We start from the raw sequence: 24,646 nt of genomic DNA on the forward strand, positions 1-24,646 counted from the left end.
ATAAAATTGTACAAAAGTTGGGATTATTATATGAGTAAATTTCAAAAGATGTATATAGTTCTTGCTCTTAGTTTTTTTATCATTTTTCTTTTTCTTCAGTATCAACCCCCTCAAAAAAGACCAAAACCTGTAAAAGAGACTATAAAAAAAGAGATAGAGCAAAATATAGAAAAATTTAAAACAAAAAACAGTATCTACAGATATAGAAAATACACACATGTAAAAAACTTCTATAAAAATATAGCAAAAATCGCCATAGACGTAGGACTGAGATATGATGTGCCTCCTCCCGCACTTTTAGCAATTGCCGGAGTAGAATCCGGTTATGCAAGAGGATATGTCTCTAAAATCACAGGCAACATTCTAAGCCTGGGTGCTAGCAAAAACGAGCCGGAACTTCCTTCTTTGTATCTTCCTCATTTGAAAAAAAAGCCTTATAAAGTCATATATGGAAGCAGTATAAAAAAGTATAAAAAAAGTGATCTTATCTGGAAACGAAGAGAAAAGAGTTTGAAAAAAGATTACAGACCCAAAAGTATTGCCGGAAGAGATGTGAAGCTGGACTATTTTGATAATCACCCTAAAGAAAAAATAAAAGCTTACAAAAAATGCCTGAGTGATTTTGCTAAAAACTGGATAAGCAGACAAAAAAAATTCAAACCTTTTAAGGATGCTAGAGCACTGCTTGACAACGCCGTTAAAACTTCATCAAAAGATATACTTTTTGATAAAGAGTTAAATATCAAATTCATAAAAACTATAAGCGGCAAGAAAAACTCTTTCAATACCAGAAAAAGCTGGGCACCAAAAGTGATAAAGGTACTAAATAGAGTGGGGCTTGTAGAGTTATGCTATGATATGTATAAAAAACATAAAACTTTTAAAGAAGCTTGGAGAGTTCATTGATATATAGTTTTACAAAGATTTTTAATGAATTGTTAAAATACAAAAAAGAGTTTGTCATAGCAAATATCATAGCCGTTATAGCTGTTTTAGTTAGTACTCCCGCACCTCTTTTGATGCCTTTACTGGTTGATGAAGTTCTTTTGAAAAAGCCCGGATTTTTAACAGAACATATAGATAAACTTTTTGGACATCAGCAGGCTTATGTTTATATCATCATCGTTTTAATGATGACTATATCTTTAAGGGCGATGTTTTTTGGTCTAACTGTTTGGCATGATTATATATTTTCCAAAATTTCAAAAAATATAACATACAAGATAAGACGCGATATGCTCTCTCATCTCTCAAAGCTCTCATTGAACGAGTATGAAAGTTTTGGAAGCGGTAAAATATCATCTTTGTTTTTAGTTGATGTTGCAACTGTTGAAACCTTTTTGGGGATGAGTATAAGTAAGCTTATAGTTTCCGTGCTTACTGTTTTGGGTGTAGCAGTAGTGCTTTTGCTGATCAATTGGAAGTTGGCACTTTTCATACTGCTTGTCAATCCTTTCGTAGTCGTACTTAGTAAAAAATTTGCAAGAAAAGTAAGTATCTATAAAAAAGAGGAAAATAGGACTTTTGAAGCTTTTAGTGAAGCTTTGAGCGAAACACTTGATCTTTTTTGGCAGATAAGAGCTTCAAATCAAGAGAAAAACTTTATAAAAAAACTTTTTTTAAAAAGTGAAGATATTAAAAAAGCAGGTATAAACTTTGCATACAAAAGTGATGCAGCTATAAGGTTTTCATTTTTACTTTTTTTGGGTGGATTTGAAGTGTTTAGGGCTGCTTCGATATTTACCGTAGCTTATGGAAGTTTAAGTATAGGCTTGATGCTTGCGATATTCGGTTATCTTTGGGTGATGATGGGTCCCATCCAAGAGATACTGAACATCCAGTACTCTTATCACAATGCAAAAAGAGCACTTAACAGGATCAATAAAATATTTGAAATGGAAAAAGAGCCTGCATACCCACATCTTAAAAATCCGTTCAAAGAGCATAAAACAAACTCCATAACTTTAAAAGATGTATATTTTTCTTATGATCAAACCAATATGATACTAAAAGATATAAATATGCATATCAAAAAATGCACTCATGTCGCCATAGTCGGAGCAAGCGGTAGCGGAAAAACAACACTGGCTCAAATCATGGTGGGGTTTTATCCGCTTCATAAAGGTGAGCTTTTTTATGATGAGACTAATATAAAAGAGATAGGCTTGGATGTTGTAAGAGAAAATGTCTTTTTGGTTTTACAAAATCCCATGCTTTTTAATGATACAGTTAGGTTCAACCTGACTCTTGGCAAAGAGATAAATGATGAAAAAATATGGCAAGCTCTAAAAATAGCTCAATTAAAAGATATAGTGGAAAATTTTGATAAAAAATTGGACACTTATGTGGGTAAAAACGGTGTAAAACTCTCCGGCGGGCAAAGACAAAGGATAAGTATAGCAAGGATGATCATACAAGATCCAAATGTCGTAATCCTCGATGAGTCCACAAGTGCTTTGGATATCCATACCGAAGAGTCTCTTTTTGAAGCTTTGCAAGATATATTAAAAGAAAAAACGGTTATAATAATAGCTCACAGACTAAGCACTATAAAACAGGCGGATTATATATATATGCTTGAAGACGGTAAAGTGATAGAAGAGGGAACTAAAGAAGAACTCATAGAAAAAGAGGGGAAGTTCGCTAAACATATAGGAGGATAAAGATGAAAAAAATTATATATGTGTTGCTATTGATGATCGCGGTAGGTTTGTATGCCGGGCAAAAGCAAGAGAGTATAGTGGTAGCTGCTGCAGATGTCATGAATGATATCATGAGCATACCTGAAAAATCCATACCACCAAAGCTACTTGAGAGTGCAAAAGCCATAGCTATCATACCTCATGTCATAAAAGCGGGCTTGGTTGTAGGCGGAAGATTTGGCAGAGGAGTACTTCTTGTAAAAAGAAACGGAAGATGGAGTGCACCATGTTTTATAAATCTTGCAGGAGGAAGTCTCGGATGGCAGATAGGAGTCCAATCAAGTGATATAATACTTGTCTTTAAAAATGCAGGTGCTGTTGACGGTATAGTAAGTGGAAAATTCACTCTTGGGGCTGATGCGGCAGTTGCGGCAGGACCTGTGGGTAGAAATGCTTTGGCTGCGACCGATGCCTCGCTAAATGCCGAGATATACTCCTACTCAAGATCCAAAGGACTTTTTGCCGGCGTTGCACTCGATGGAACAGCCTTGAGTGTAAATGATGACTATAATGAGATATATTATAAAAAAGAGGTATATCCTACGGACATATTTAAAGGCTATCATATAAGAGTACCAAAAAGCGGACAAGTTTTGATCGATACAGTATCAAGATATACAAGATAAAAGAGAAGCTTTGAACGATCTTTTCAATTCACTCTCTACCTATGGCTATGTCATACTTTTTTTGTACTCTTTTGGAGGAGGTTTTTTTGCTCTTGTGGCTGCGGGGATACTCTCATATGCCGGTAAAATGGATATAACGGTTTCCATAACGGTAGCTTTCATAGCAAATTTCATAGGTGATACGGTACTGTTTTACATAGCAAGATACAATAAATCCATCATCATGCCCTACATTAAAAAACATAGAAGAAAATTAGCACTTAGCTCAGTGATGATGAAAAAGTACGGTGATAAGATCATATTTTTTCAAAAGTTCATATATGGAGTAAAAACACTTGTACCTATAGCCATAGGATTTACAAGGTATGATTTTAAAAAATTTACCATTTACAATCTCATATCAGCTCTCGTATGGGCTTTGGTTTTTGGACTTGGCAGTTTTTATGCCGGAAAATACCTCATGAAAATTGTACTCTATTTGAAAAACCATATATGGATAACACCTGTCATACTTGTAGTATTGTTTTATTTAATGTGGGTATATATGGAAAAAGCAACTAAAAAATCCTAACTCAATACCTCTACACCATTTTTTACTATATCTATACCATATTTTTCTCTTAGCTTTCCTATGTTTTTGTAAAGTTTCTCCTCTTTTTTATCTTTTTGAAAATGAAGTAAGCAAAATATATGGTTTTTATGACTGTAAAAATGAGAAAGAGATAGTGAGAGCCTTATAATACTACTGTTTTTATATATATCTATCTCATTAAAAAGTTTTATAAACTCCTCTTTTAAGAATGATTCGGTAAAGATTCTATTGAATGTTTTGTGTTTTTTTGATTTTTCACCAAATTCATACTTGATGCTTATATATATGGTAGATGGTCTTTTACCGGTTTTTTGAAGTATGAAACTAAGATGCCTTACAAGGATATATATCCTTCTTTTTATCTCATTTCTATCAAGTATAGGATCAAAAGTCCTTGAAATACCTATGGTTTTTCTCTCTCTTTGTCTGTTTACATCTTCAAAAAAAGTTCCACTTACTTTATCATACAACTCTTTTCCGGCTCTGCCCCATGAGTAAAGAAGGGTTTTTGAATTGTAAATATCAAAAAGAGTCTGTTTTTTATAACTGTATAGTTTTTTTCTCCATGCTCTTCCGATTCCTGGAAACTCTTCTATCGGAATGTCTTTTATAAACTCTTCTATTTCTTCTTTTTTGACAAGTTTTACTCCGTTTGGTTTAGCTTTTGAAGTGGCAAGTTTTGCTATCCATTTGGTGTCTGCTATGCCTATGGATATGGGAAGTGAAAATTTATCTTTTATATTTTTCTGTAAAGTTTTAGCAAAATCAAAAATCTCATCTTTTTCAATCCATCCAAAGCTATCCGCAAAAAATTCATCTATGCTGTACTGTTCAACAAGTGGAAGCTCTTTTTGTAAAAAATTCCTAAGCTTGAAAGAGAGTGTGTGATATAGTATCATATCAGGCGGCAGTACTATGAGGTTAGGACAAAGCAAAAGTGCTTCTTTGATACTCATACCGGTTTTGATGCCATGCTTTCTCGCTTCGTAGCTTGCTGTGGTGATGATGCCTCTTATCCTCTCACCATCTTTGAAAAACTCTTTTGAGTAGCCTCTTTTTTTTGAAAAAAACAAAGATGGCACAAAAGCTCCGCTATTGGCGATCATAGCTTTTTTATTTTGTAAGTTTTTACCAAATATAAACTGATCGCTTCTGCCGCCGACGGCAACTTCTCTACCTATCAATGAACTATCTTTTATCCTCTCAGCAGATACAAAAAAACAATCAAGATCAAGGTGAAGTATCATATTTTTTAAAAAGCTATCTCCCCGATTTTTGCAAATCTATCTACAATGCCATCTATAAAATTATCCAGTATTTCAAATATCCACATAGAAACTCCTTGTATTAAATTTTTATAAAAACAGTAAAATTATACATTTTTTGAAAAATATGATATAATAATATTTCAATATGAAATATATAGGATGCAGTATGAAAAATATCAATGAAATATTTGAAACTATGAAAGATATACTCTCTTCTGAAATGGGTGAAAAAAAGGTGTATGACAAAGATTTGGCAAAAGCTTTGGACTTGCATCAGATGACACTTGCTACCATGAAAAAAAGAGGTAAACTGCCTTATGACAGAGTACTTGATTTTTGTGCGAAAAGAAAGATATCGATAAATTGGCTTTTATACGATCAAGTGGTTGAGAGTATCAGAGATGAAACCGAAAAGTTCGCACGTATCAGATATTTTAACGATATCTATGCAAGTGCGGGAGGAGGGGCTTTAAACTATGACGAGGATAGCGAATATATAAATGTGGATAAAAAGATACTTGAACATCTTGGCAGAGTGGATACAAAAGAGATAGATGCCATAAATGTCATAGGTGAGTCGATGGAGCCGACTTTGAAAGAGGGGAGTGTGGTTTTTGTCGATAAAAGCGACACAAATATAAAAAAAGGAGGCATTTTTATACTCTCTACCGATGACGGTCTTTTTATCAAAAGAGTTTTATATAGAGTTGACGGAAGTTGTGATATCATTTCCGACAATCCCGTATATCCCCCTCAGAGGATGCCTGCAGGAAGCTTTGAGATTATCGGAAAAGTAATAGGAACGGTTAGTAAATTAAGCGGCTGAACTATCTGTCGGTAATTTCTATAGACTTTATCTTGTCACCCTGCTTTAGAGAGTTCAAAACTTCAAAGCTCTCTTTATCATCTTTTTCTATACCGCCAAAAACAGTATGCATTCCGTCTAAGTGAGGCTGAGGCTCAAAGCATATAAAAAACTGACTTCCGCCTGTGTCTCTTCCGGCGTGTGCCATAGATAGTGTACCTTTTTCGTGTTTGTGGACATTGTTATCGCATTCACACGCTATACTCCAGCCGGGACCTCCCGTACCGGTGCCGTGAGGGCATCCTCCTTGGGCAACAAAACCGGGAATGACTCTGTGAAAATTTAAATCATCGTAAAATCCATCGTTTGCCAAAGTGGCAAAATTTGCTACTGTATTTGGAGCTTCTTCCGGGTAGAGTCTTAGTTTTATATCGCCTTTGTCTGTGTGTATGATAGCATATTTGAATTTTTCCAACTCTTCTTTTGAGTAATCATAAGTTTTTAAAGACACAATCATCCTTTGTTTTGATTTTTAAAAAATGGTCGGAACGACTGGACTTGAACCAGCGACCTCACCCACCCCAAGGGTGCGCGCTACCAGGCTGCGCTACGCTCCGACATTAAATGTAGTTAATACTTGATCTTTGCAAGGTATAGGCCGTTTGGCGGTGCCAAAGAGGTTGAAAATATACCTTTTTTTTCAAGTTGTAATTTTAACTCATTTTTACTTAATTTTCCATCAGATATCTGAAGTAAAAAGCTTACCATCATTCTTATCTGTGATCTTAAAAAACCGTTTCCTTCAAAATAAAATATATAAAAATCCTTATATCTGTAAAAATCCGTTTTATATATCTCTCTTGTGTAATTTTTTGTATCACTTCCCGTTTTTTTAAAATATTCAAAATCATGCTCACCCTCAAACAGCTTGATGGCATCTTCGATGCTTTTATATTCTATACTTTTAACAAAAGTTATATGTGGGTTCAAAAAAACATTTGGCTCTTTGGTTGAGACGATATATCTGTAAACTCTTTTTTTAGCATCGAATCTTGCATGAAAATCCTTATCTGTAAATTCAGCCTTTTTTATGCGGATAGAAGGATAAAGTATCTTATTTAACGAGTATGCAAGCTTGTTTAAATCCTTCCAAAATCCAGGTAAGTCTATGTGTATAACTTGTCCCGTGGCGTGTACTCCTGCGTCCGTTCTTCCACTTGCAGTGGCTTTGGAAGTGATATTTAGCATATAAAAAGCATCTTGAAGTTTTTGTGAAATCGTATTTTTAGTCTCTTTTTGTATCTGATACCCTTGAAATTTGCTTCCGTCATACTCAAGAGTTATCTTGGCTCGCAATCTCTGAAGTGTGTGCGCTGAAGAGTGGGTGGTATTCATCAGTACCTTTTTAAGACTTTTCTTTTAAAAAGCAGTATCGAACAAAGTAGTGTTATGAATGGAACGAGCATAAGGCTTAAAAGTGGGTTTATGGATATAAGATAGTACATCATGACATAATAGCTAAAGATAGCTGTAAAGATGTAAATGTAAGCATTGCTTCTTTCATATCTTGGGTTGAATATACCTATGCTAACAGAAAGTAAAAAAGCAAACAGAGGAAATACCGAAATTAGTATAAAAGTTGCAAAATCTTTAGCTCTGCCTTTATCTTCAAGTCCTTTTAGCCAGTATGACAAAACCCCTTTGCTTCCGGAAATTTCCAGGTTTTTACTATTGTATATATTCATGGTTTTATAATCTGTTTGTTTGATATCGTCTTTTTCTATGACAAAAGCTTTTCCGTTTTGCAAGTGTAGGTTCAAAACACCTTTTGAGTTTTTTATGGAAGCATCTTTTGCTATGATAAAATCCTCTTTGTTTTTCTCTTTTGAGTACATTATGATATCTTGAAAACTGTTTTGTTTTTTGGATTTGTTGATAAAAACAAGCCAATTGGAAAATTTCTGTCCAAACTCCATAGCGGTTATATTGAGTTTCGCTTCAGCTTTTTTGACATCTACGAAATTTTTATAAAGCTGTTTTGATATAGGTACTAAAAACAAAGCATTCACCAGTAAAAAAAGTGATACCACAAAAGAGAGTATGAAAAAAAGCCTGACTATCTTTTTGGGTGATACGCCAAAAGAGAATATCACACTTATCTCATTGTCTTTTGACATTTTAGCAAGAGTCAAGGCAATAGCTATAAAAAATACCAAAGGAAACGTATATATGATGATTCTTGGCAGTATAAAAAGATAAAGCTCACTCAATTCCAAAAATGTTACTTTTATGATAGCTGTTATCTGAGCAATTTTTATAAAATATATGATAGATACCATAAAAAAAAGTGTAAAAAATATAGGATTGAATGATTCAGCAAAATTTTTAAGGATATATCTGTTTATCTTGTTCATTTATAAAGCCAATCCAAAAGTTTCATAAAGTATCCGTCAAAGAGATAAGTGATGAAAAGAGCAAGTGCCAAAAACGGTATAAAAGGAAGCTGAATATCTTTTTTGCCTACTATCACAAAAACAGGTAACGCTATAACGGCGGAGAAAAATATGGCAAAAAGTCCAAGTTTTACACCAAGTATCGCTCCTATGGTAGCAGCTATCATGATATCCGCTTCACCAAGAGCCTCTTTTTTTATGACATATGATACATAAAATCTCAAAAGTGTAAAGCCTCCGGCAAACAAAAGAGCGTTGGTAAAAGAGGCAAGAATATCTCCGTTAAAAATGGCCAAACTTAGTGCTAAAAGGTTTAAGCTATCAGGAACAGCTTTATATCTGAAGTCTATCATGGATAGTGCTAAAAGAAGATCAAACACACTTGCTATTATCAAGCCCTCTGTCAAATCAGCGGTTTTTAGATATGAAAGAGCAAATATAGCGGCACTTGAAAGTTCTATCAAGGGATACTGTAGAGAAATCTTCTCTTTGCAGTAGTAACACTTTCCACCTAAGAATATATATGAAAGCAGAGGTACATTGTGCCACCATTTAAGAGGCTTGTTGCAACTTGTGCAGTGAGAAGCGGGATATGCTATATTTTCATCTCTAGGCAGTCTAAATATCACTACATTCAAAAATGACCCTATAGCAAGTCCCAGCACACCAAACAGTATAAGATACAATTCATTCACTTAAACAATCTCCCTATTTATTTGTGAGCCGATTTTTTGAAATCCTGATTTATTTACCATGTTTAGATTCCACCAAAGTTTCTTTTTATTGTCTTAAACCTACTCATTATATCATCGAATTCATCTGCTCCAAAATCAGGCCACAAAGTATCGCTGAAGAAAAATTCACTATAGGCATTTTGCCACAAAAGAAAGTTTGAGAGTCTTTTTTGACCGCCGGTTCGTATGAGTATGTCAACTTCGGGTATATCTTTGGTATCAAGATGATTTTGTATATCTTCTACGGTTATATCGTTTTTTTTATATTTACACACCTTGTTGACCGCTCTTGCTATTTCATCTTTTGAGCCATAATTTATAGCCAGAGTCTGAGTCATACCGCTACACTCTTTTGTAGCATCTTTTGTTTTTTCTATACGCTCTTGCAGTTTTGGTGAAAATTTGCTTATATCCCCGATGATATTGAATCTCACATTATGTTTTATATAGGTGTCAAGCTCTTTTTTTAGATAATCATCCAACAGTTTCATAAGGAAGTCAACCTCAATCTTAGGTCTTTTCCAGTTCTCGGTACTAAAAGCATACAAAGTCAGATAGGGAAGATTTTTATTTGCTGCATGTATAGTGATATTTCTAACGGTATCGGCACCTTTTTCATGGCCAAAAATTCTTTTTTTATCTTTCAAATTCGCCCATCTGCCATTACCATCCATAATGATAGCGACATGTTTTATATCGTTCAATTCTAACCTTTTATATCAAGTATGCTCTTGGAGATTTCACACAAGGGTTCCGCTTTTTTACCTTTTTCAAAAATAATTCCCCCATGATTATCTGTATCAATGATATGATACTTTGATACTATCGAAACCGGAGAGTTCTTTTTTATCTCTCCGAAAAAACTACCATAATTTTTAAATGCAAAATAATATTGTACAATTTTTTCATTTAAATTCTTATTTATGATTTTAAACTGCAACAGCATTTTTTCATTATTTAAAAAAAGAGGGTAGGAGAGTATATCATTTTCAAGGCAAAATAGAAATTTGTTCAGTATATTTTTATCTGTGATTTTTTGTGATTTTAAAGTATGTATGTAGCTTGATTTAAACTCATGAGAATTTAAATCATCAATAATTTTTTTAAACGGTATCTCAAAAGAAAAGAAACTGTTTTGTTGGAAAAATTTGGGCTGTTTTTGCAGGTTTGAAAGCGTGATGATGCCGTCGTTGTCCATAGATATGATACACCAGTAGTTTTTTGATACTTCAAGGTCTTTGTGTGAGATACAAATGATCTTTTTTGAGTTTACAAAAAGCTCATATCTTTTATAGTCGATTTTTTTATGGACTTTCATGGAGACCAAGGGTGAATTTTTAAGCGTCAACTCTTTATCTCTTTTTACTTGAAAAAGCAAATTGAAAAAAACTTTTAAAAACTCTTCAACACTCAAGCTATTTGCCTTATAATTTTTTGGCTAATTCAAGTATTTTAAACGATACGGCAAGTTTTGTATCTTTATCGATTTTACTTTCAACTCCTGCTTTATCCATAAATTCTATCTCATTCGTTTCGGAGCCAAAACTGTTTTCTTTTGAGATGATATTTAGGCATACTGCATCTATATCTTTTTCTTCTATCATTCTTTTTGCATTTTGTTTGGCAGTTTTCAGATCAGTTTCCACTTTAAAACCTACGCTTTTTATACCGCTTTTATCCAAAGATTTTAAGATATCTATATTTTTTTTGAGTTTCAATTCAAAACCATCTTGCATCTGCTCTTTTTTTATCTTTCCGTTTTGTTGTGAAGCTGGGACAAAATCACTCACGGCTGCTGCCATAAAGAGATAGGGGGTTTTTTTTATGAGCTTCGGAGCTTCTTTTTCGTTGATATTGGGTTTGCTCATCATACCTTTCTTGGCGACCTCTAGAGTTTTTTGAGTCATGTTTAACATCTCTTGAGAACTTTCAACATCAAGTGTATAAATTTCTTGTGGCAAATTTTCGTTTTTGCGTGTAGATACGAGGCATACATCACTTCCTTTTAGATATAGCGCCGTTGCAAGGGACGAAGCCATTTTACCGCTGGAAAAATTTGATATATATCTTACATCATCGATTTTTTCTATCGTTCCCCCTCCTGTTATCACAACTCTTCTATCACACCAAAAGTCATCTTTTATGAGTTCTTTTGCGCACTTGTAAAATATCTCCATAGGCTCAGCCATCGCTCCTATGCCTTCATCATTGCAGGCAAGAAGTTTGTTTTGAGGCTCTATGATGATATGACCGAAAACTTTCAATTTTTTAAGATTGCCCTGGGTATTGGGATTTAGGTACATATTTGTATTGGCTGCAGGTGCTATGAGTAGGGGTTTGTTAAAAGCCAGTATTGATTCAAGCAGAAGATTGTCTGCGATACCTGCTCCTATTTTATTGATAGTGTTTGCGCTTGCGGGAGCAATGACAAATATATCTGCCCATTTTGATATGCCTATATGATTATCATCGTTTGCCCAGCTTTCACTCTCTTTAGTCAGCACTCTGTTTTGGCTGATAGCTTCAAATGTCAAAGGAGTGATGAACCCTTTTGCGCTCTCACTCATAACTACTCTTACTTTTGCCCCGCTTTTTATAAAAAGCCTTATAAGCTCAAGTGATTTGTATATGGCTATGGAGCCTGTTACACCGACTACAATTTTTTTATCTTTTAGTAAATTTTTATACATGTCTATTTCCCGAAAAATTTGTAAAAAAAGTTTTCTATGGTTTTAAGCGCTGTTCTGCTTATAGCCAAAGAGCCTTTTTTGATATCTTTTGTTACCGTAGTGCCTGCGGCAACCATAACATCATCTTCTATGGTTACGGGTGCTACTATCTGTGTATCGCTTCCTATAAAGACATTTTTTCCTATTTTTGTTTTGTACTTGGCTTTACCGTCATAGTTACATGTGATGGTACCTGCACCTATGTTTGTGCCTTCGTCTATATCGCTGTCTCCAAGATAACTTAAATGCCCTGCCTTGACACCTTTTAGGGTCGATTTTTTAACTTCGGTGAAATTTCCTATATGAGAATCCTCTATGTGTGACTTGGGTCTTATGTGAGCTAATGGTCCTATAGAAGAGTTTATGATAGTACTTTCTTCTATGATGGAATTTGACTTGATATGTGAATTTGTTATCTTGCTTCCTTTTAGTATGGATACTCCGTTTTCGACTGTACATTCTCCATCAAACTCAACTCCCTCTTCGATGTATATAGTATCAGGTAGTCTAAGTGTTATCCCGTTTGTCATAAGGTTATCTTTTATCCTTTTTTGCATAATTTCTTCAGCATGAGATAAGTCTTTTTTTGAGTTTACACCTTTGAAATTCTCTTCTTCAACATAGATGGGTTTTACAACTTTCTTATCTTTTTTTGCCAACTCTATGATATCGGTTAGATAGTACTCTTTTGATCTATTTTCATTTTTTAGCAATGGAATATAACTTTCAAGTACATCTTTTTTCACAAGATATACTCCTGCATTTACCGTTTTGATAGCCAATTCCTCCTGTGAAGCATCTTTTTGTTCTATGATTTTTTTAACTTCACTGTTTTTTATATCTACTCTTCCATATCCGCTTGGATCTTCGAGTCTTATAACGCTCATAACTATATCTGCTTCTATCTTTCCAAATTTTTCAAGTTCATTGCTGCTGATAAGAGGCATATCGCCGTTTAGTATCAAAACTTTATCGTATTTGAAGTCAATATTTCTCAAAGCTCCACCGGTTCCCGGGTAATTTTCGACATCTTGGATGATAAACTCTATATCATCAAAATATTTTCTTATCTCTTCTTTGACCAAATCCGAGCGATTGTAAAGTACTACTTTTATATCATCGCTTAATTTCTTAGCTTCTTTTATAGAGTAGTAAATCATCGGATAGCCGCTTATAGTATGTAGAACTTTAGGCAGGGCTGATTTCATCCTCGTGCCAAATCCTGCCGCTAAAATAACAATCGATATTTTTTGCATATATTTTATCCTTGCCCAAATATTAAAATGAATTTTATCGAAAAAATGATTAAACTCTCATCTAATTGGATAAATTGACGATATTATAAAAGATTTAATCAACTTTTAACGCAAAAGTCATTAAAATAAATATCAAATACTCTCATGTAAGGTGTAGATATATGGATTTGGGAACCGTTATAGGTTTAGTGTTAACTTTAGCACTGCTATTTGGTGCGATGGCGATGGGTGTCGGGTTAGGGCCATATATTGATATCCCTTCCATACTTATAGTTTTCGGTGGAACTACAGGTGTTTTGATGGTCGGCTTCAAAATGGAGCAGATCAAAGCTGCCGCAAAAGTCTTCAAAATAGCTATAAAACCTCCACAGATTGATTTGCAAGCAACTATCTCTAAAATGGTCGAATACTCCACAAAGGCAAGAAAAGACGGTATTTTGGCGCTTGAAGCAGATGCAAACAACGAAGAGAATGAATTTTTGAAAAAAGGTCTTTCTATGGCGGTTGACGGGAGTGAACCAGATACCATAAGAGAACTTTTGGAGATCGATATGGACCAGGCCAGTAACAGACACAAGTCAAATGCCTCACTTTTTGATCAGATTGCCGGTTTTGCCGGTGCTATGGGTATGATAGGAACTCTTATAGGCCTTGTTGCGATGCTCTTAAACATGAGTGACCCCTCAGCTATCGGTCCGGCTATGGCTGTTGCTTTGCTTACGACGATGTATGGAGCGATGCTTGGTAACATTGTAGGTGCTCCTATAGCGAACATACTTCTTATAAGAGACAATGATGAGATACTGCTTAAAACTCTTATCATCGAGGGAATCATGTCTATACAAGCAGGTGACAATCCAAGAAACCTTGAAGCAAAACTTTTGGCTTTTCTACCTCCAAAAGAGAGAGTCAGTCAGTTTGACAAATGATAAGGTAAATTAAATGGCAAAAAAGTGTCCTGAACCTGATTGTCCGAAATGTCTGCCGGGATGGCTGGCGGCATTTGGTGACTTGATGTCACTGCTTTTGACTTTCTTCGTTCTACTCCTTTCGATGTCGAGCATGGATGCCAAAAAGATTCAAGAAGCCATAGGATCGTTAGCGGGCGCACTTAGTGTGCTTGAAGGCGGAACGAAGATGGAGATAAGCAGAGAAAAAGTGGAGCTTCCTTCGGTACAGCAGATAAAAATCAGTAAAGAAAAAATGCAACAGAAAAATGTAGTCGAACAGTTTCAAAAAACACTTACTGAAGTAAATGAGATGTTAAAAACCACAGGAAGTCCGGATATAGTCCTGGAAGAAGCTGAAAAAGGTTTTCTTTTGAGACTACCTGCGACCTTGTTGTTCGCACCGGGAGATGCCAGGATCATCAATGATGACGCCGTCTTGTTTTTAAAACGAATATCTCTCATAGTTCAAAAATTACCAAAAAATATAACAGTAGATGCCATCGGATATACCGATACCACTCCACCGCCGGTCAACAGTCCGTATAAAGACAACTGGGAACTTTCAGCCGCAAGAGGAGTTTCGGTGGTAAAAGAGCTTATCAAAGACGGAGTCGATCCAAAAAGATTGAAAGCTTCCGGAAGAGCTTCGAACAACCCCGTTGCATCAAATGCCACACCAGAAGGAAGAGCAAAAAACAGAAGAGTTGAACTCTACTTTTTCTCAGCCGGCACAAATGGTGAAAACAAAGCTCAAAAAAGTATACTTGATATGAGCAAAAGCAGCAAATGAGATATATAATAGCGTTATTTTTTTCCATTACTCTTTTTGGTGCGGACAAAGTTACCATTCCAACGGTAAACCTCTCGCTTTCTGCACCAAACACCCCTGAACAACTTGTTACGAGCCTTAATGTTTTGGTTGTTCTTACCATATTGGTTTTGGCTCCTAGTATCGTGATGGTCATGACAAGTTTCATAAGGCTTGTAGTGGTATTTTCTTTTTTAAGACAAGCTTTGGGAACGCAGCAAATGCCTCCTTCACAATTGATGGTCGCACTTGCAATGATACTTACTTTTTTTATTATGCAGCCAGTCGGTGAAAAAGCTTATGACAATGCCGTAAAACCCTATATTCAAAAAAAGATAGGGTATCAAGAAGCTTTTACTAAAGCCGTCAAACCTTTTAAATCATTTATGATACGAAATACAAGAGAGAAGGATTTGGCGCTATTTTTTAGGATAAGACATTTGAAAAATCCAAAAAATATAGATGATGTTCCCTTGATGGTCGCTATTCCCGCTTTTATGATAAGTGAGCTTAAAACCGCTTTTGAGATAGGATTTCTTATCTATATGCCGTTTTTGGTTATAGATATGGTCGTAAGTTCAGTTTTAATGAGTATGGGTATGATGATGCTGCCCCCTGTTATGATATCCCTGCCTTTTAAATTGCTTATTTTTGTTTTGGTCGACGGCTGGAATCTTCTAGTAGGAAATCTTGTAGAAAGTTTTAAGTGAATGGCTGGATAAGTAAAGTGTTAAGGGTTGTGAGTGAATTGTGAGTATTTTGGTAGATGTGGCAGTTGTACTCTTTGGGAGTATAGCTATAAAGAGCAGTTGGATATAAAAACAAAAAAGATAAAAGATGAGTTTAGTGAGTTTTATGATAAAGATATAGAAATTTTCAGCTCAAGTGAAGAAAGCTTTAGAAATAGGGCAGAGTTTCGTATATGGCATAAGGGTGATGAGATAAGTTATGCTATGAACGGATTTGACAAAAAAGATATAGTGCTTATAGACAAGTGTCAAATCGTTCAAAAAGAGATAGCAAGCCTGATGCCAAATATCATATCATATATCCAAAATAATTCTATTTTAAGAGAAAAGCTATTTGGCATAGAATTCATAAACGGCGATAGCATGGCAGTGACTCTTATTTATCATAAAAAGATAGATAAGACATGGCTAAATGAAGCCAAAGAATTGGAAAAAACTTTGGATATCCATATCATAGGCAGAAGCCGTGGTACAAAGTTAATCGCAAGTCAGGATTTTATATATCAAAGATTGAATATTTCCGGTAGAGAGTATATATATAAAATTCAAGAAAACTCCTTTTTACAGCCAAATACAAGAGTGAATGAAAAAATGATATCGTGGGCCAAAAAAAATTCTTCCGATTTTACAGGGGATTTTTTAGAGCTTTACTGCGGACATGGAAACTTCACCTTGCCTTTGAGTGAAAATTTTAACAAAGTCCTTGCAACGGAGGTATCTAAAAATTCCATAAGAGCTGCCCTTGAAAATGTCAAGCTAAATGATATAAATAATATAACCTTCGTAAGGCTGTCTAGTGAAGAGTTGAGTAAAGCTTTGAAGAAAGAGAGAGAATTTAGAAGATTAAAAGAGGTAGATCTTGATATGTATGACTTTAAAACGGTTTTTGTGGATCCCCCAAGAGCCGGAGTTGATGGAAAAACTTTGGATATACTGCAAGGGTTTGATCATATCATTTATATCTCCTGTAACCCTCTTACTTTAAAAAGGGATCTTGGTATTTTAAGTGAAACCCATAAAGTTGAAAAATTTGCCATATTTGATCAATTTGCATATACAAACCACTTGGAGTGTGGCATAATACTTTCAAAAATGGTATAATTATACTAAAGGAGCGGTTGTGGATCGTGAATATGTTTTGAAATTGCTATCACAATACAAACAAAAAAATCTTAATAAATATAGGATAGAAAATATTGGCATATTTGGATCGGTAGCTCGTGGAGAAGCAACAGAGTCGAGCGATCTTGATATTTTTATAAAAACTAATACCCCTGATATGTTCATGTTGGTACATTTAAAAGAAGATCTTCAAAATCTCTTTCATAAAAATGTAGATATAGTTAGACTTAGAGAAAGAATGAACCCTTATTTGAAAAAACGCATAGAAAAAGAAGCAATTTATGTATGATAAGTCACTTATTGGTGAACTGCTTGAACAGATTTTAAATGCCATAAATATTGTTTTAATAAAGATTTGAAGTAGTGGACAGTAGTGATTTTTTTCTCGATTCTCCTATGGGAATGGAAAATAGATTCTATTTGCAAAATTTAATGGTGATGCATATGAGCAACAAGAAATGCGCATTTTAAACGATGTAAAAAATTTGCCTTTGATATGGCAATAGAACAATTCAACGTCCTTGATGCCAAGGATATGTGCGTGGAGTATATTTCTAAAAAACTGCCTGAACAGGCTTGTGTGAATAAATACACCATTAAAGATGTAGAACAATTTTTAGGCGCAGATCATGCCGAAAATGTTATGCAGCTTTTATAGAGTACAGATCGAAGATTTGCTGAAGGTTGTCAATACAAAATATTATCCAGATGTTGTAAAAATTATGAAAAAGATCGATAAGTTAGAAAAATTTTCTAATGATAAAACATTACAAACCTAATCCAATCAGCAATATATAGAAAAACTGATTGAAAAACATGATAAAAAGAAAATATTAATGAAACTTATATATAATGAATTAATGTAAAAACATATAATATAAGGAGAGAGCTTGAACAAAACACAAAGCAGTGTCATACTTCTCATAATTTGGGTAGCAACATGGTTTTTAGGTCGGAACAGTACACTAACGGGTGTACACGGTTTTTATGTATATTTTGCACTTGTTATAGTTGTATCTGTATTACTTATAGTTCTTAGAAATAAATTACATAACAACTTCTCTCTTGTGGGTATCTTTGGTTTGGGTGTGGTCGTTATGCTTAACATTCTAGCATCTCCACATAGACTCGAGAGAGTGAAAGCCTGGATAGATGCAGTGCTATGAGTCAAAAGAAAAAAATCTATGTCATCGGCGATGTTCACGGTGAATTTGACACTCTTGTCAAACTTACTCAAAAACTCCCAAAAGATGCAGAACTCATTTTTGTAGGCGATTTGATAGACCGTGGAGCTAAATCAAAAGAAGTGATAGAGTTTGTACGCAAAAACAATCATCGGTGTGTTCTTGGTAATCATGAAGATCTGATGATCAACTATGGAACAAGTTTTACAAAAACATATCCACACTCTACAAATGCCAGCTTTATGCACTCTTGGTATAACAATGGCGGTGATGCTACGCTATTTTCATATGGACTTTTGCGTTATGATAAAACAGAGGGGATGCAGTGTGTTGAAAACTCTGAAGGGATGACCCAATTTCAATCCGATATTGAGTGGCTAAAAACTTTACCTCTATACATAGAAATTGATGAAAAGATAAATGGCAAGCCCGTAGTCATAACCCATGCAAGTTGTGGGGATGTCTGGCACCATCATAACAATCCAAACGCAGTAGAGACCTTTAGAGATCATGCCCTATGGCATCGCCAGCCACCCAAAAAAGAGACACCCATTTACAACATTCACGGTCACACCCCGGTAGAGTTTGGAGTAGAGATAGAAGATAACTACACCAATGTTGATACAGGATGCTATATCAAAAAACACGGCTATAATGAACTGAGTGCTTTTTGCGTTGAAAGTGGTGAAGTTGTTTCTGTTAGCAGGGTAGTGAATTGAAAAAATATATATTTTACTTTTTCTTTTTCCTTTTTACCGGATTAGCTATTTATACTTTTTACACATATAAAAATGAAGAGTCATCTGCAGTTGAGTTACCTTTATATCCTATTTTCCCAGAGGATAACGATACCATAGAGAGTAATGAATCAGACAGTAATAAGTTAGCAATGTTAGCAGAAGAAGATTCATATGACAAAAATATCATTCTGCAGACAAATTACAGTATAGATGAATACTATGATCCTGAGTGTCCCTACCATGCGGCAGCCTCTTATATCAGTGTAGATATCAGTTACCCTCAAGTTCAATTGCTTAGCAGTGAAAAAATTGCCAAAAAGATAAACAGCAAACTCAAAGAGATGAGTCAACAAGAGAAGATACAAAGTTCAACAACCTATAAAATAACATCAAAAGTCATATATTTTCAAAACAATCTCTTAAGTGTAGTATATAAAGGCAGTGCAATGCACTGTGAAGACAGGCATCCTTACACATGGTACTCTACAGCCAACTTCAATTTAAAAAATGGGCATCAATACACAATCAATGATATCCTCAACACGACTGCAATCTCTATGCTGCGTTTAAAGATCCAGGAACATTTTCTCAAACGCTATCCTCATAAATTTAAAGATATGGACTTCAACGAAACAGACCTGTTGGATAATTTCACACTCAATGATAAAAATATTACAGTTTACTTTGATATGGATCAGATAGGGGCAGCGTATCTAGATAGTATGTCAGCAACTATTCCTTATTCACAATTGTATGACAATGGATCTGAGAATAAGAATATATTTACCTCACAGTTTTGAAAGTAACAAATTTGTTAAATTAAGTTTGTTTTTAACTGGGGGGGGTAAAATGTGAGAATATTTTATAAGCCGTTTTATAAGAAATAACTTAAACGGCATAAAAAAATAAAGAAAAAACACGAGAGGTGTGTTTGATCTTTGAAGCACTTCAATTTTGAAGTGTTTTGAAGATGAAACCATATGGTTCCATCAATCGACATTACAAAGGTATCGGCATGTGTTAGAGCCGATATTGGATGGATGTTGTGCTCTTTAACAATTCATTGTCAATGGCATTAGAAACAATCAAGATATGTTTTATCGATTTGGTTGTGCTACAAATACCCTATTTGGATTGTAAGGTGTATTGTGTGTATAGATGGCATAGATTATAGCAAGCAGTTTTCTTGCTGTAATGATAATGCACTCTTTTTTAGCTCGACCCTTGCTTCGATAGTTCATATAAACCTGCCTGAGCTCTTTATTGTGTCTCACAGCAGCAATGGCTGCCAGATAGATAGCCTTTTTAGCAAGTCTGGCACCCCGCTTTGCAAGGCGACCGTTTTTTTGACTGTCACCTGACTGCTCAAGTGTCGGATAGAGTCCAAGATAGCCCGTAAGTGCTTTGGCATTATGAAAGCGGTCAAGATTTCCGCACTCCGCCAGCAGTGCAAGAATGGTTTTATCAGAAACCCCTGGAATAGTGCGCAAATTATCAATAAGATCTGACATCTCCTGTTGCTCTTCTTGTGTTGCTTCTTTGGCTTCAAAGAGAGTAAGCATTGCTTCTTCAACGGAGTGCATCTGCTCTTTGAGCAGGCGCATAAGAGAGATGTTTGAACGAATAGTCGCTTCATATCCTTCTTTGCCTGCGCCAGAGTAGATGCTCTCTTTTGCAAGTGCTAAGAGTTTTTTGGCTTTTGCTTCATTGAAGTTGTTCCCTTTGATACCTCGAAAGGTTTTTAGGATTCTCTCTACACTGGCATATTCATAATGCTTTGCAGTCGGATACTTCTCAAGCAGTGCTAAACCTGTGATGTTAAAAGGATCAGAGATCACTTGTTCAAGCTCTGGAAAAACAACAGTCAGTACCGTTTGCGTCTGTCTCTTGATTGCTTTGAGCTGATCATCAAGAGTTGCTCTGTGTCTATAGAGTGTTCGCAGAGATTGTAATTGATCATCATTTACATACCCTTCACTAAAGCGTCCGCTCTTTATAAGCGCTGCTATCATCTGTGCATCGATATTGTCGTTTTTTACTCGCTTCATGGTATCCATCTCTCTAAACTTCGCTGTTTGGTATGGATTTAATAATACCACACGATAGTGTAAAGATTGCAAAAAGCGGTAGAGATTGTCAAACAGAAGCCCTATTGCCTCCATACCGATAAGCACTTCACTCACATCACAAGCAAGTGAAGAGAGCTGTGCTCTTAGTTTTTCAAATCCACCTTTTGTGGATGGAAACTCAAAAGGTCTGATCTCCAATGAGTTGTCATCACGCATAACACATGCAACATGACTTCTTTTCGCTATATCGATACCAACATAAAACATACTAAAAACTCCTTGATTGTGTTTAGTTGTGTCTCACAGCCTCCTAACTCTATGGATTGGTAAACCTCAAACAAGGAGGTTCCCAAATAGCGTTTCATAGGTGAGTTTGTTGTAGCACTAAACGCAATAGGCTTTCTTGGGTCATCTTCTGACAAGGAGGAAGCGATCGTCTTATCCAGTGCCATTGACTGTGAATTACATAAAGCAGTTACATCAACCGTCTTTATACTAACACAACTTTTTTACATTTCCTATCCTTCATGGGTGATAAGAAGTGTAAATGTATTATAGGAGTAGATATGAGTACAACAATTTTTCCAAAAATAACTTGGATAGATGACGATGATATAATTGAAATTCTTACGGATATGGAAGAACTTCGCTTACAATGTGAATCTGAAAATCAAAAAGCTGTTGCAAAAAGAAATGAAGAAAAGGGTTCTTGCTCAGCATATGATCTAAAAGATTTAATGCAAGAAGAAGAAAATATTATTATAGAACAAATAAATAACTTTGCTAAACAAAACTCTAGATATATGGCAAATGGAAATCAACTAGATTCTGAAATACTTAATAAATATGGAAAAAGAAAAATTACTATAGAAATTAAGGGAGGTATAGATTGTGCAATTAAGGCTAAAATTATTTATGATTTAAATAAACTTGATTCTGAACCAGCCATTTTGAATATTATGTCACATCGAGAAAATATCATAAGAGAAAACAAAATATTATTTACTCTTTCAGGAATGTACATAGAGGATAAAGATCCTATTTCATTAGGATGTTTTATAACTTCTAGGGGTGAAAAAATTAAAGTTTCTTTTTTACAAACATTAAAAATGGTAATTAGAGGCGGATTCGAATAATAAGTGCAATCTAGAAAAGAAAAGCCAGTTGAGCTAAACTTAACGGCTTTTCACAAGAAGCCATAGCACAAAACCTAGGACGCAGTCCCTCAACAATCAGCCGAGAATTAAAACGAAACAAAGGCAAAAAAGGCTACCGCCATCAACAAGCCAATCGTTTTGCAGTAGAACGACGATGTACAGCAAAAAAGCACATAAAACTCACCCCTGAAGTACAAGGCTGGATACGAACCTTAATAGAGCAAGACTTAAGCCCCGAGCAAATCGTCAACTACCTCGAACAAGAACGCGGAACAAAGCTTCATCATGAGACGATTTACCAATTCATCTATCGTGATAAAGCTAACGGAGGCCGGCGATTATTTGTAATAACTTAGGTGTATTAATTATATGATAGTAGGAATGGCGTTATCAAACGCAGTGCTAAAATGTACCACAAACGTGAAGTAAAAATGTAACAATTTAAAAAAAGAGATTGTTAATGCAAGCAAGTAAGGAAAGTAATACAACGATAGGAAGACAGTGACCCAGTTCTTTTTGAATATGATTGATATATCTGGCTCTTTCTTTTTTAGCTTCTTTAGTTGTGTACTCTTTGTCTGTAAAATATTTTTGGGCTAAATCATCAAAGGTAAGTTTAGATTTTCTTTTAGCAATATGAGGTAGTTCTTCTCCAAGTTTAATACGGGTAGTGATTTCACTTAATTTGGCTTTACAGTATGCTTCTGTAATGCCATCAGATTTTTTTCCAATAGTTTTTAACCTTTGCTTGTTGTTTGCATCTGTATATCTGATTAAAAAGACTTTATCTATAACTTTATTGTTTTTCGATATAATCTCTTTATAAAAAACTCCTGCTGTGTTGGTGGGTATGCGTTTAAGTAGTGTTTTCATGGCTGGCTCCTTGATCGATTTGAGTCCCAAAAAAGTCCAAATGAAATGAGTAAATTGGACTTTTTCTGATAAGGTATGATAACATAGAAAAGCCTTGAAACTCCCTTGTATTGGGAAATTTGTGAGGTTTGATGAGAAATGATAAATTATGAAAAGGTGAGAATATGGAGTGTGAATTTCCTACAGTCAATGAGAAAAATGACGAGATAAGAAAGATATTTGAAGAGGTTGAAACCATAGCTGTTATAGGGTTATCGCCTAAACCTGAAAAAGATAGTCACAAGGTTGCAAAGTATCTACAATCTGTCGGTTATAAAATCATACCTGTTTACCCCAAAGAGGATGAGATACTCGGAGAAAAGGTTTATAGGTCTTTAAGTGAGATACCGCAAAGAGTAGATATGGTTGACATGTTTAGAAAGCCGGCTATCGCAGATAGTATCGTAGATGAAATTGCAAAAAGAGGTGATGTAAAAGTGCTTTGGCTTCAAAAAGGTATAGTAAACAATAATGCTGCCAAAAGAGCTAAAGATATGGGTTTAAAGGTCGTACAAAACAAATGCTCCATGGTTGAACATAGAGTAAATTTAAACAATCAATAAGGTAAGATAAGTGATACCGTTAAGTGAAATCATAGAAGCAAAAAAGAAGATAAACGGAGTTGTTAACAAAACACCATTTGCCAATGCACCACTGCTTAGTCAAAGGGTCGGATGTGATGTTTTTTTAAAAAAGGAGAATCTTCAGATAACCGGAGCATACAAGATAAGAGGTGCTTACAATAAAATATCATCTTTAAGTGATGAAGAGAAAAAAAGAGGTGTTATAGCTGCAAGTGCGGGAAACCATGCTCAAGGAGTCGCATACAGTGCAAAGGCTTTTGGAGTACCGGCTATCATCATCATGCCTGAAGCAACACCGCTGTTGAAAGTCGTAGGAACAAAAGCTCTGGGTGCGGAAGTTATATTGAAGGGTGAAAACTACGATGAAGCGTATGAGTATGCGTTAAATTATGCAAAAGAGAACAATCTTACTTTCATACACCCATTTAAAGATGATAAGATCATAGCAGGGCAGGGTACAATTGCTCTTGAGATGCATGATGAGATTGATGATTTGGATATGATACTTGTTCCTATAGGAGGCGGTGGGCTTATAAGCGGTATAGGATCAGCCATAAAACAGCTTGATCCTCATATAGAAGTGATAGGAGTAACCGCAAAAGGAGCTCCTGCTATGTATGAATCTTTTAGAGAAAAAAAGGCTCTTAGTACCAAAGATGTAAGAACCATAGCCGATGGGATTGCAGTAAGAGATGCAAGTGAGAAAAATTTGGGTATCATACTTGAGTGTGTTGATGATATAGTGCAAGTCAGTGATGATGAGATAGCAAATGCGGTTTTATTTTTGCTTGAAAAACAAAAGATAGTGGTTGAAGGTGCTGGAGCAGTCGGAGTGGCAGCTTTGATACATAAAAAGGTAGAAGCCAAAGATAAAAAAGTAGGTGTAGTCATCAGCGGCGGTAACATAGATGTCGGAATGCTCTCAGTCATTATAGAAAAAGGTCAGATAAAAGCTCACAGAAAGATGAAGTTACTTATCACACTTATAGATAAGCCGGGATCTTTGAGAAAATTAACCGATATATTTGAAGAACTTAGTGCCAATATCATACAGATCGATTATGATAGAACATCCACTACACTTTCTTACGGGGATGCAAATGTCACTATAGCTTTGGAGACTAAAGGTGAAGAGCATCAAAACAGTATAAGAGAAGCTTTAAAAGAGCACGGCTATAGATTTCATGAAGAGTTTTAGGGTAAAGT

Annotated in this window: 28 protein-coding genes and 1 tRNA gene; 17 read left to right on the plus strand and 12 right to left on the minus strand. The window is 35.2% G+C overall.

From position 1 onward, the window contains the following. The first annotated feature begins 30 nt into the window (after positions 1–30). From ACZ47B_RS02180 to ACZ47B_RS02195, 4 genes are read left to right on the plus strand one after another with little or no spacing between them, the layout of a single operon-like run. Positions 31–906, plus strand: coding sequence for a glucosaminidase domain-containing protein (locus ACZ47B_RS02180; protein WP_464895043.1), 876 nt, complete (start codon positions 31–33; stop codon positions 904–906). Continuing rightward, positions 903–2,663: an ABC transporter ATP-binding protein gene (locus ACZ47B_RS02185; protein WP_464895044.1), complete on the plus strand. Its 1,761-nt coding sequence runs from the start codon at positions 903–905 to the stop codon at positions 2,661–2,663. The genes ACZ47B_RS02180 and ACZ47B_RS02185 overlap by 4 nt, the downstream gene beginning before the upstream one ends. Before the next feature lie 2 nt (positions 2,664–2,665). Then, entirely contained in the window at positions 2,666–3,328 is a 663-nt protein-coding gene (locus ACZ47B_RS02190) for a lipid-binding SYLF domain-containing protein (RefSeq protein WP_464895045.1), read from the plus strand. A gap of 10 nt (positions 3,329–3,338) precedes the next feature. Beyond that, on the plus strand, positions 3,339–3,899 hold the full coding sequence (locus ACZ47B_RS02195) for a DedA family protein (RefSeq protein WP_464895046.1): 561 nt from the start codon (positions 3,339–3,341) through the stop codon (positions 3,897–3,899). Here ACZ47B_RS02195 and ACZ47B_RS02200 read toward each other — a convergent pair. Continuing rightward, on the minus strand, positions 3,896–5,167 hold the full coding sequence (locus ACZ47B_RS02200) for a Y-family DNA polymerase (RefSeq protein ID WP_464895047.1): 1,272 nt from the start codon (positions 5,165–5,167) through the stop codon (positions 3,896–3,898). The two genes, ACZ47B_RS02195 and ACZ47B_RS02200, sit on opposite strands and share 4 nt — an antisense overlap. A 187-nt stretch (positions 5,168–5,354) precedes the next feature. Here ACZ47B_RS02200 and ACZ47B_RS02205 point away from each other — a divergent pair, with 187 nt between their 5' ends. Next, positions 5,355–6,014, plus strand: a complete 660-nt coding sequence (locus ACZ47B_RS02205) for a LexA family transcriptional regulator (protein ID WP_464895048.1) — start codon at positions 5,355–5,357, stop codon at positions 6,012–6,014. Position 6,015: 1 nt separating this feature from the next. On the opposite strand, the gene ACZ47B_RS02210 is transcribed toward ACZ47B_RS02205, so the two are convergent. The 9 genes from ACZ47B_RS02210 to glmU form a co-directional block, all read right to left on the minus strand. Beyond that, positions 6,016–6,510 (minus strand): peptidylprolyl isomerase, encoded by a 495-nt coding sequence (locus ACZ47B_RS02210; RefSeq protein WP_464895049.1) that lies wholly within the window; start codon positions 6,508–6,510, stop codon positions 6,016–6,018. 23 nt (positions 6,511–6,533) lie between these two features. After that, a tRNA-Pro gene (locus ACZ47B_RS02215) sits at positions 6,534–6,610 on the minus strand. A gap of 13 nt (positions 6,611–6,623) precedes the next feature. Continuing rightward, positions 6,624–7,388, minus strand: coding sequence for a tRNA pseudouridine(38-40) synthase TruA (gene truA, locus ACZ47B_RS02220; RefSeq protein ID WP_464895050.1), 765 nt, complete (start codon positions 7,386–7,388; stop codon positions 6,624–6,626). Continuing rightward, complete coding sequence (locus ACZ47B_RS02225) at positions 7,388–8,407, minus strand: LptF/LptG family permease (RefSeq protein WP_464895051.1); 1,020 nt, start codon at positions 8,405–8,407, stop codon at positions 7,388–7,390. Before ACZ47B_RS02225 ends, truA begins: the two co-directional genes overlap by 1 nt. Further along, the gene (locus tag ACZ47B_RS02230) at positions 8,404–9,141 is read right to left on the minus strand and encodes a prepilin peptidase (protein WP_464895052.1); all 738 of its coding nucleotides are present in this window, start codon (positions 9,139–9,141) and stop codon (positions 8,404–8,406) included. Before ACZ47B_RS02230 ends, ACZ47B_RS02225 begins: the two co-directional genes overlap by 4 nt. Before the next feature lie 62 nt (positions 9,142–9,203). Continuing rightward, positions 9,204–9,884 carry a di-trans,poly-cis-decaprenylcistransferase gene (locus tag ACZ47B_RS02235; protein ID WP_464895053.1) on the minus strand — a complete coding sequence of 227 codons (681 nt, stop codon included), beginning with the start codon at positions 9,882–9,884 and terminating at the stop codon, positions 9,204–9,206. A gap of 2 nt (positions 9,885–9,886) precedes the next feature. Beyond that, positions 9,887–10,594 carry a hypothetical protein gene (locus tag ACZ47B_RS02240; RefSeq protein WP_464895054.1) on the minus strand — a complete coding sequence of 236 codons (708 nt, stop codon included), beginning with the start codon at positions 10,592–10,594 and terminating at the stop codon, positions 9,887–9,889. A gap of 10 nt (positions 10,595–10,604) precedes the next feature. Next, positions 10,605–11,870 (minus strand): bifunctional phosphopantothenoylcysteine decarboxylase/phosphopantothenate--cysteine ligase CoaBC, encoded by a 1,266-nt coding sequence (gene coaBC / locus ACZ47B_RS02245; protein WP_464895055.1) that lies wholly within the window; start codon positions 11,868–11,870, stop codon positions 10,605–10,607. A 2-nt stretch (positions 11,871–11,872) separates the two neighbouring features. Beyond that, complete coding sequence (glmU, locus tag ACZ47B_RS02250) at positions 11,873–13,165, minus strand: bifunctional UDP-N-acetylglucosamine diphosphorylase/glucosamine-1-phosphate N-acetyltransferase GlmU (RefSeq protein WP_464895056.1); 1,293 nt, start codon at positions 13,163–13,165, stop codon at positions 11,873–11,875. 161 nt (positions 13,166–13,326) lie between these two features. Between glmU and ACZ47B_RS02255 the strand changes: the two genes are divergently transcribed. The 8 genes from ACZ47B_RS02255 to ACZ47B_RS02290 all read left to right on the plus strand — a co-directional run bounded on the left by ACZ47B_RS02255 (position 13,327) and on the right by ACZ47B_RS02290 (position 19,518). After that, positions 13,327–14,094, plus strand: coding sequence for a motility protein A (locus tag ACZ47B_RS02255; protein WP_464895057.1), 768 nt, complete (start codon positions 13,327–13,329; stop codon positions 14,092–14,094). 13 nt (positions 14,095–14,107) lie between these two features. Continuing rightward, positions 14,108–14,905 carry a flagellar motor protein MotB gene (locus ACZ47B_RS02260; protein WP_464895058.1) on the plus strand — a complete coding sequence of 266 codons (798 nt, stop codon included), beginning with the start codon at positions 14,108–14,110 and terminating at the stop codon, positions 14,903–14,905. Beyond that, positions 14,902–15,633 carry a flagellar type III secretion system pore protein FliP gene (gene fliP, locus ACZ47B_RS02265; RefSeq protein ID WP_464895059.1) on the plus strand — a complete coding sequence of 244 codons (732 nt, stop codon included), beginning with the start codon at positions 14,902–14,904 and terminating at the stop codon, positions 15,631–15,633. The genes ACZ47B_RS02260 and fliP overlap by 4 nt, the downstream gene beginning before the upstream one ends. 33 nt (positions 15,634–15,666) lie before the next feature. Next, a complete protein-coding gene (gene trmA, locus ACZ47B_RS02270) occupies positions 15,667–16,773 on the plus strand; it encodes a tRNA (uridine(54)-C5)-methyltransferase TrmA (protein ID WP_464895060.1) in 1,107 nt (368 codons plus the stop codon). A 19-nt stretch (positions 16,774–16,792) separates the two neighbouring features. Continuing rightward, on the plus strand, positions 16,793–17,083 hold the full coding sequence (locus ACZ47B_RS02275) for a nucleotidyltransferase family protein (RefSeq protein ID WP_464895061.1): 291 nt from the start codon (positions 16,793–16,795) through the stop codon (positions 17,081–17,083). Positions 17,084–17,684: 601 nt separating this feature from the next. After that, complete coding sequence (locus ACZ47B_RS02280) at positions 17,685–17,960, plus strand: hypothetical protein (protein ID WP_464895062.1); 276 nt, start codon at positions 17,685–17,687, stop codon at positions 17,958–17,960. Then, entirely contained in the window at positions 17,957–18,697 is a 741-nt protein-coding gene (locus ACZ47B_RS02285) for a metallophosphoesterase (RefSeq protein WP_464895063.1), read from the plus strand. The genes ACZ47B_RS02280 and ACZ47B_RS02285 overlap by 4 nt, the downstream gene beginning before the upstream one ends. Then, positions 18,694–19,518, plus strand: coding sequence for a hypothetical protein (locus ACZ47B_RS02290; protein WP_464895064.1), 825 nt, complete (start codon positions 18,694–18,696; stop codon positions 19,516–19,518). Before ACZ47B_RS02285 ends, ACZ47B_RS02290 begins: the two co-directional genes overlap by 4 nt. A 297-nt stretch (positions 19,519–19,815) precedes the next feature. On the opposite strand, the gene ACZ47B_RS02295 is transcribed toward ACZ47B_RS02290, so the two are convergent. Next, on the minus strand, positions 19,816–21,054 hold the full coding sequence (locus tag ACZ47B_RS02295; RefSeq protein WP_464895065.1) for an IS110 family RNA-guided transposase: 1,239 nt from the start codon (positions 21,052–21,054) through the stop codon (positions 19,816–19,818). Between the two features lie 299 nt (positions 21,055–21,353). On the opposite strand from ACZ47B_RS02295, the gene ACZ47B_RS02300 reads away from it, so the two are divergent. Further along, the gene (locus tag ACZ47B_RS02300; protein ID WP_464895066.1) at positions 21,354–21,923 is read left to right on the plus strand and encodes a hypothetical protein; all 570 of its coding nucleotides are present in this window, start codon (positions 21,354–21,356) and stop codon (positions 21,921–21,923) included. A 62-nt stretch (positions 21,924–21,985) separates the two neighbouring features. Then, the gene (locus tag ACZ47B_RS02305; RefSeq protein ID WP_464895745.1) at positions 21,986–22,300 is read left to right on the plus strand and encodes a transposase; all 315 of its coding nucleotides are present in this window, start codon (positions 21,986–21,988) and stop codon (positions 22,298–22,300) included. A gap of 85 nt (positions 22,301–22,385) precedes the next feature. Here ACZ47B_RS02305 and ACZ47B_RS02310 read toward each other — a convergent pair whose 3' ends face one another. Further along, the gene (locus ACZ47B_RS02310) at positions 22,386–22,817 is read right to left on the minus strand and encodes a hypothetical protein (RefSeq protein WP_464895067.1); all 432 of its coding nucleotides are present in this window, start codon (positions 22,815–22,817) and stop codon (positions 22,386–22,388) included. 164 nt (positions 22,818–22,981) lie between these two features. Between ACZ47B_RS02310 and ACZ47B_RS02315 the strand changes: the two genes are divergently transcribed. Further along, complete coding sequence (locus ACZ47B_RS02315) at positions 22,982–23,419, plus strand: CoA-binding protein (RefSeq protein ID WP_464895068.1); 438 nt, start codon at positions 22,982–22,984, stop codon at positions 23,417–23,419. 10 nt (positions 23,420–23,429) lie between these two features. Next, positions 23,430–24,638 (plus strand): threonine ammonia-lyase, encoded by a 1,209-nt coding sequence (gene ilvA / locus ACZ47B_RS02320; RefSeq protein ID WP_464895069.1) that lies wholly within the window; start codon positions 23,430–23,432, stop codon positions 24,636–24,638. Positions 24,639–24,646: the final 8 nt, after the last annotated feature.

This window comes from Thiofractor thiocamini (assembly GCF_055384375.1).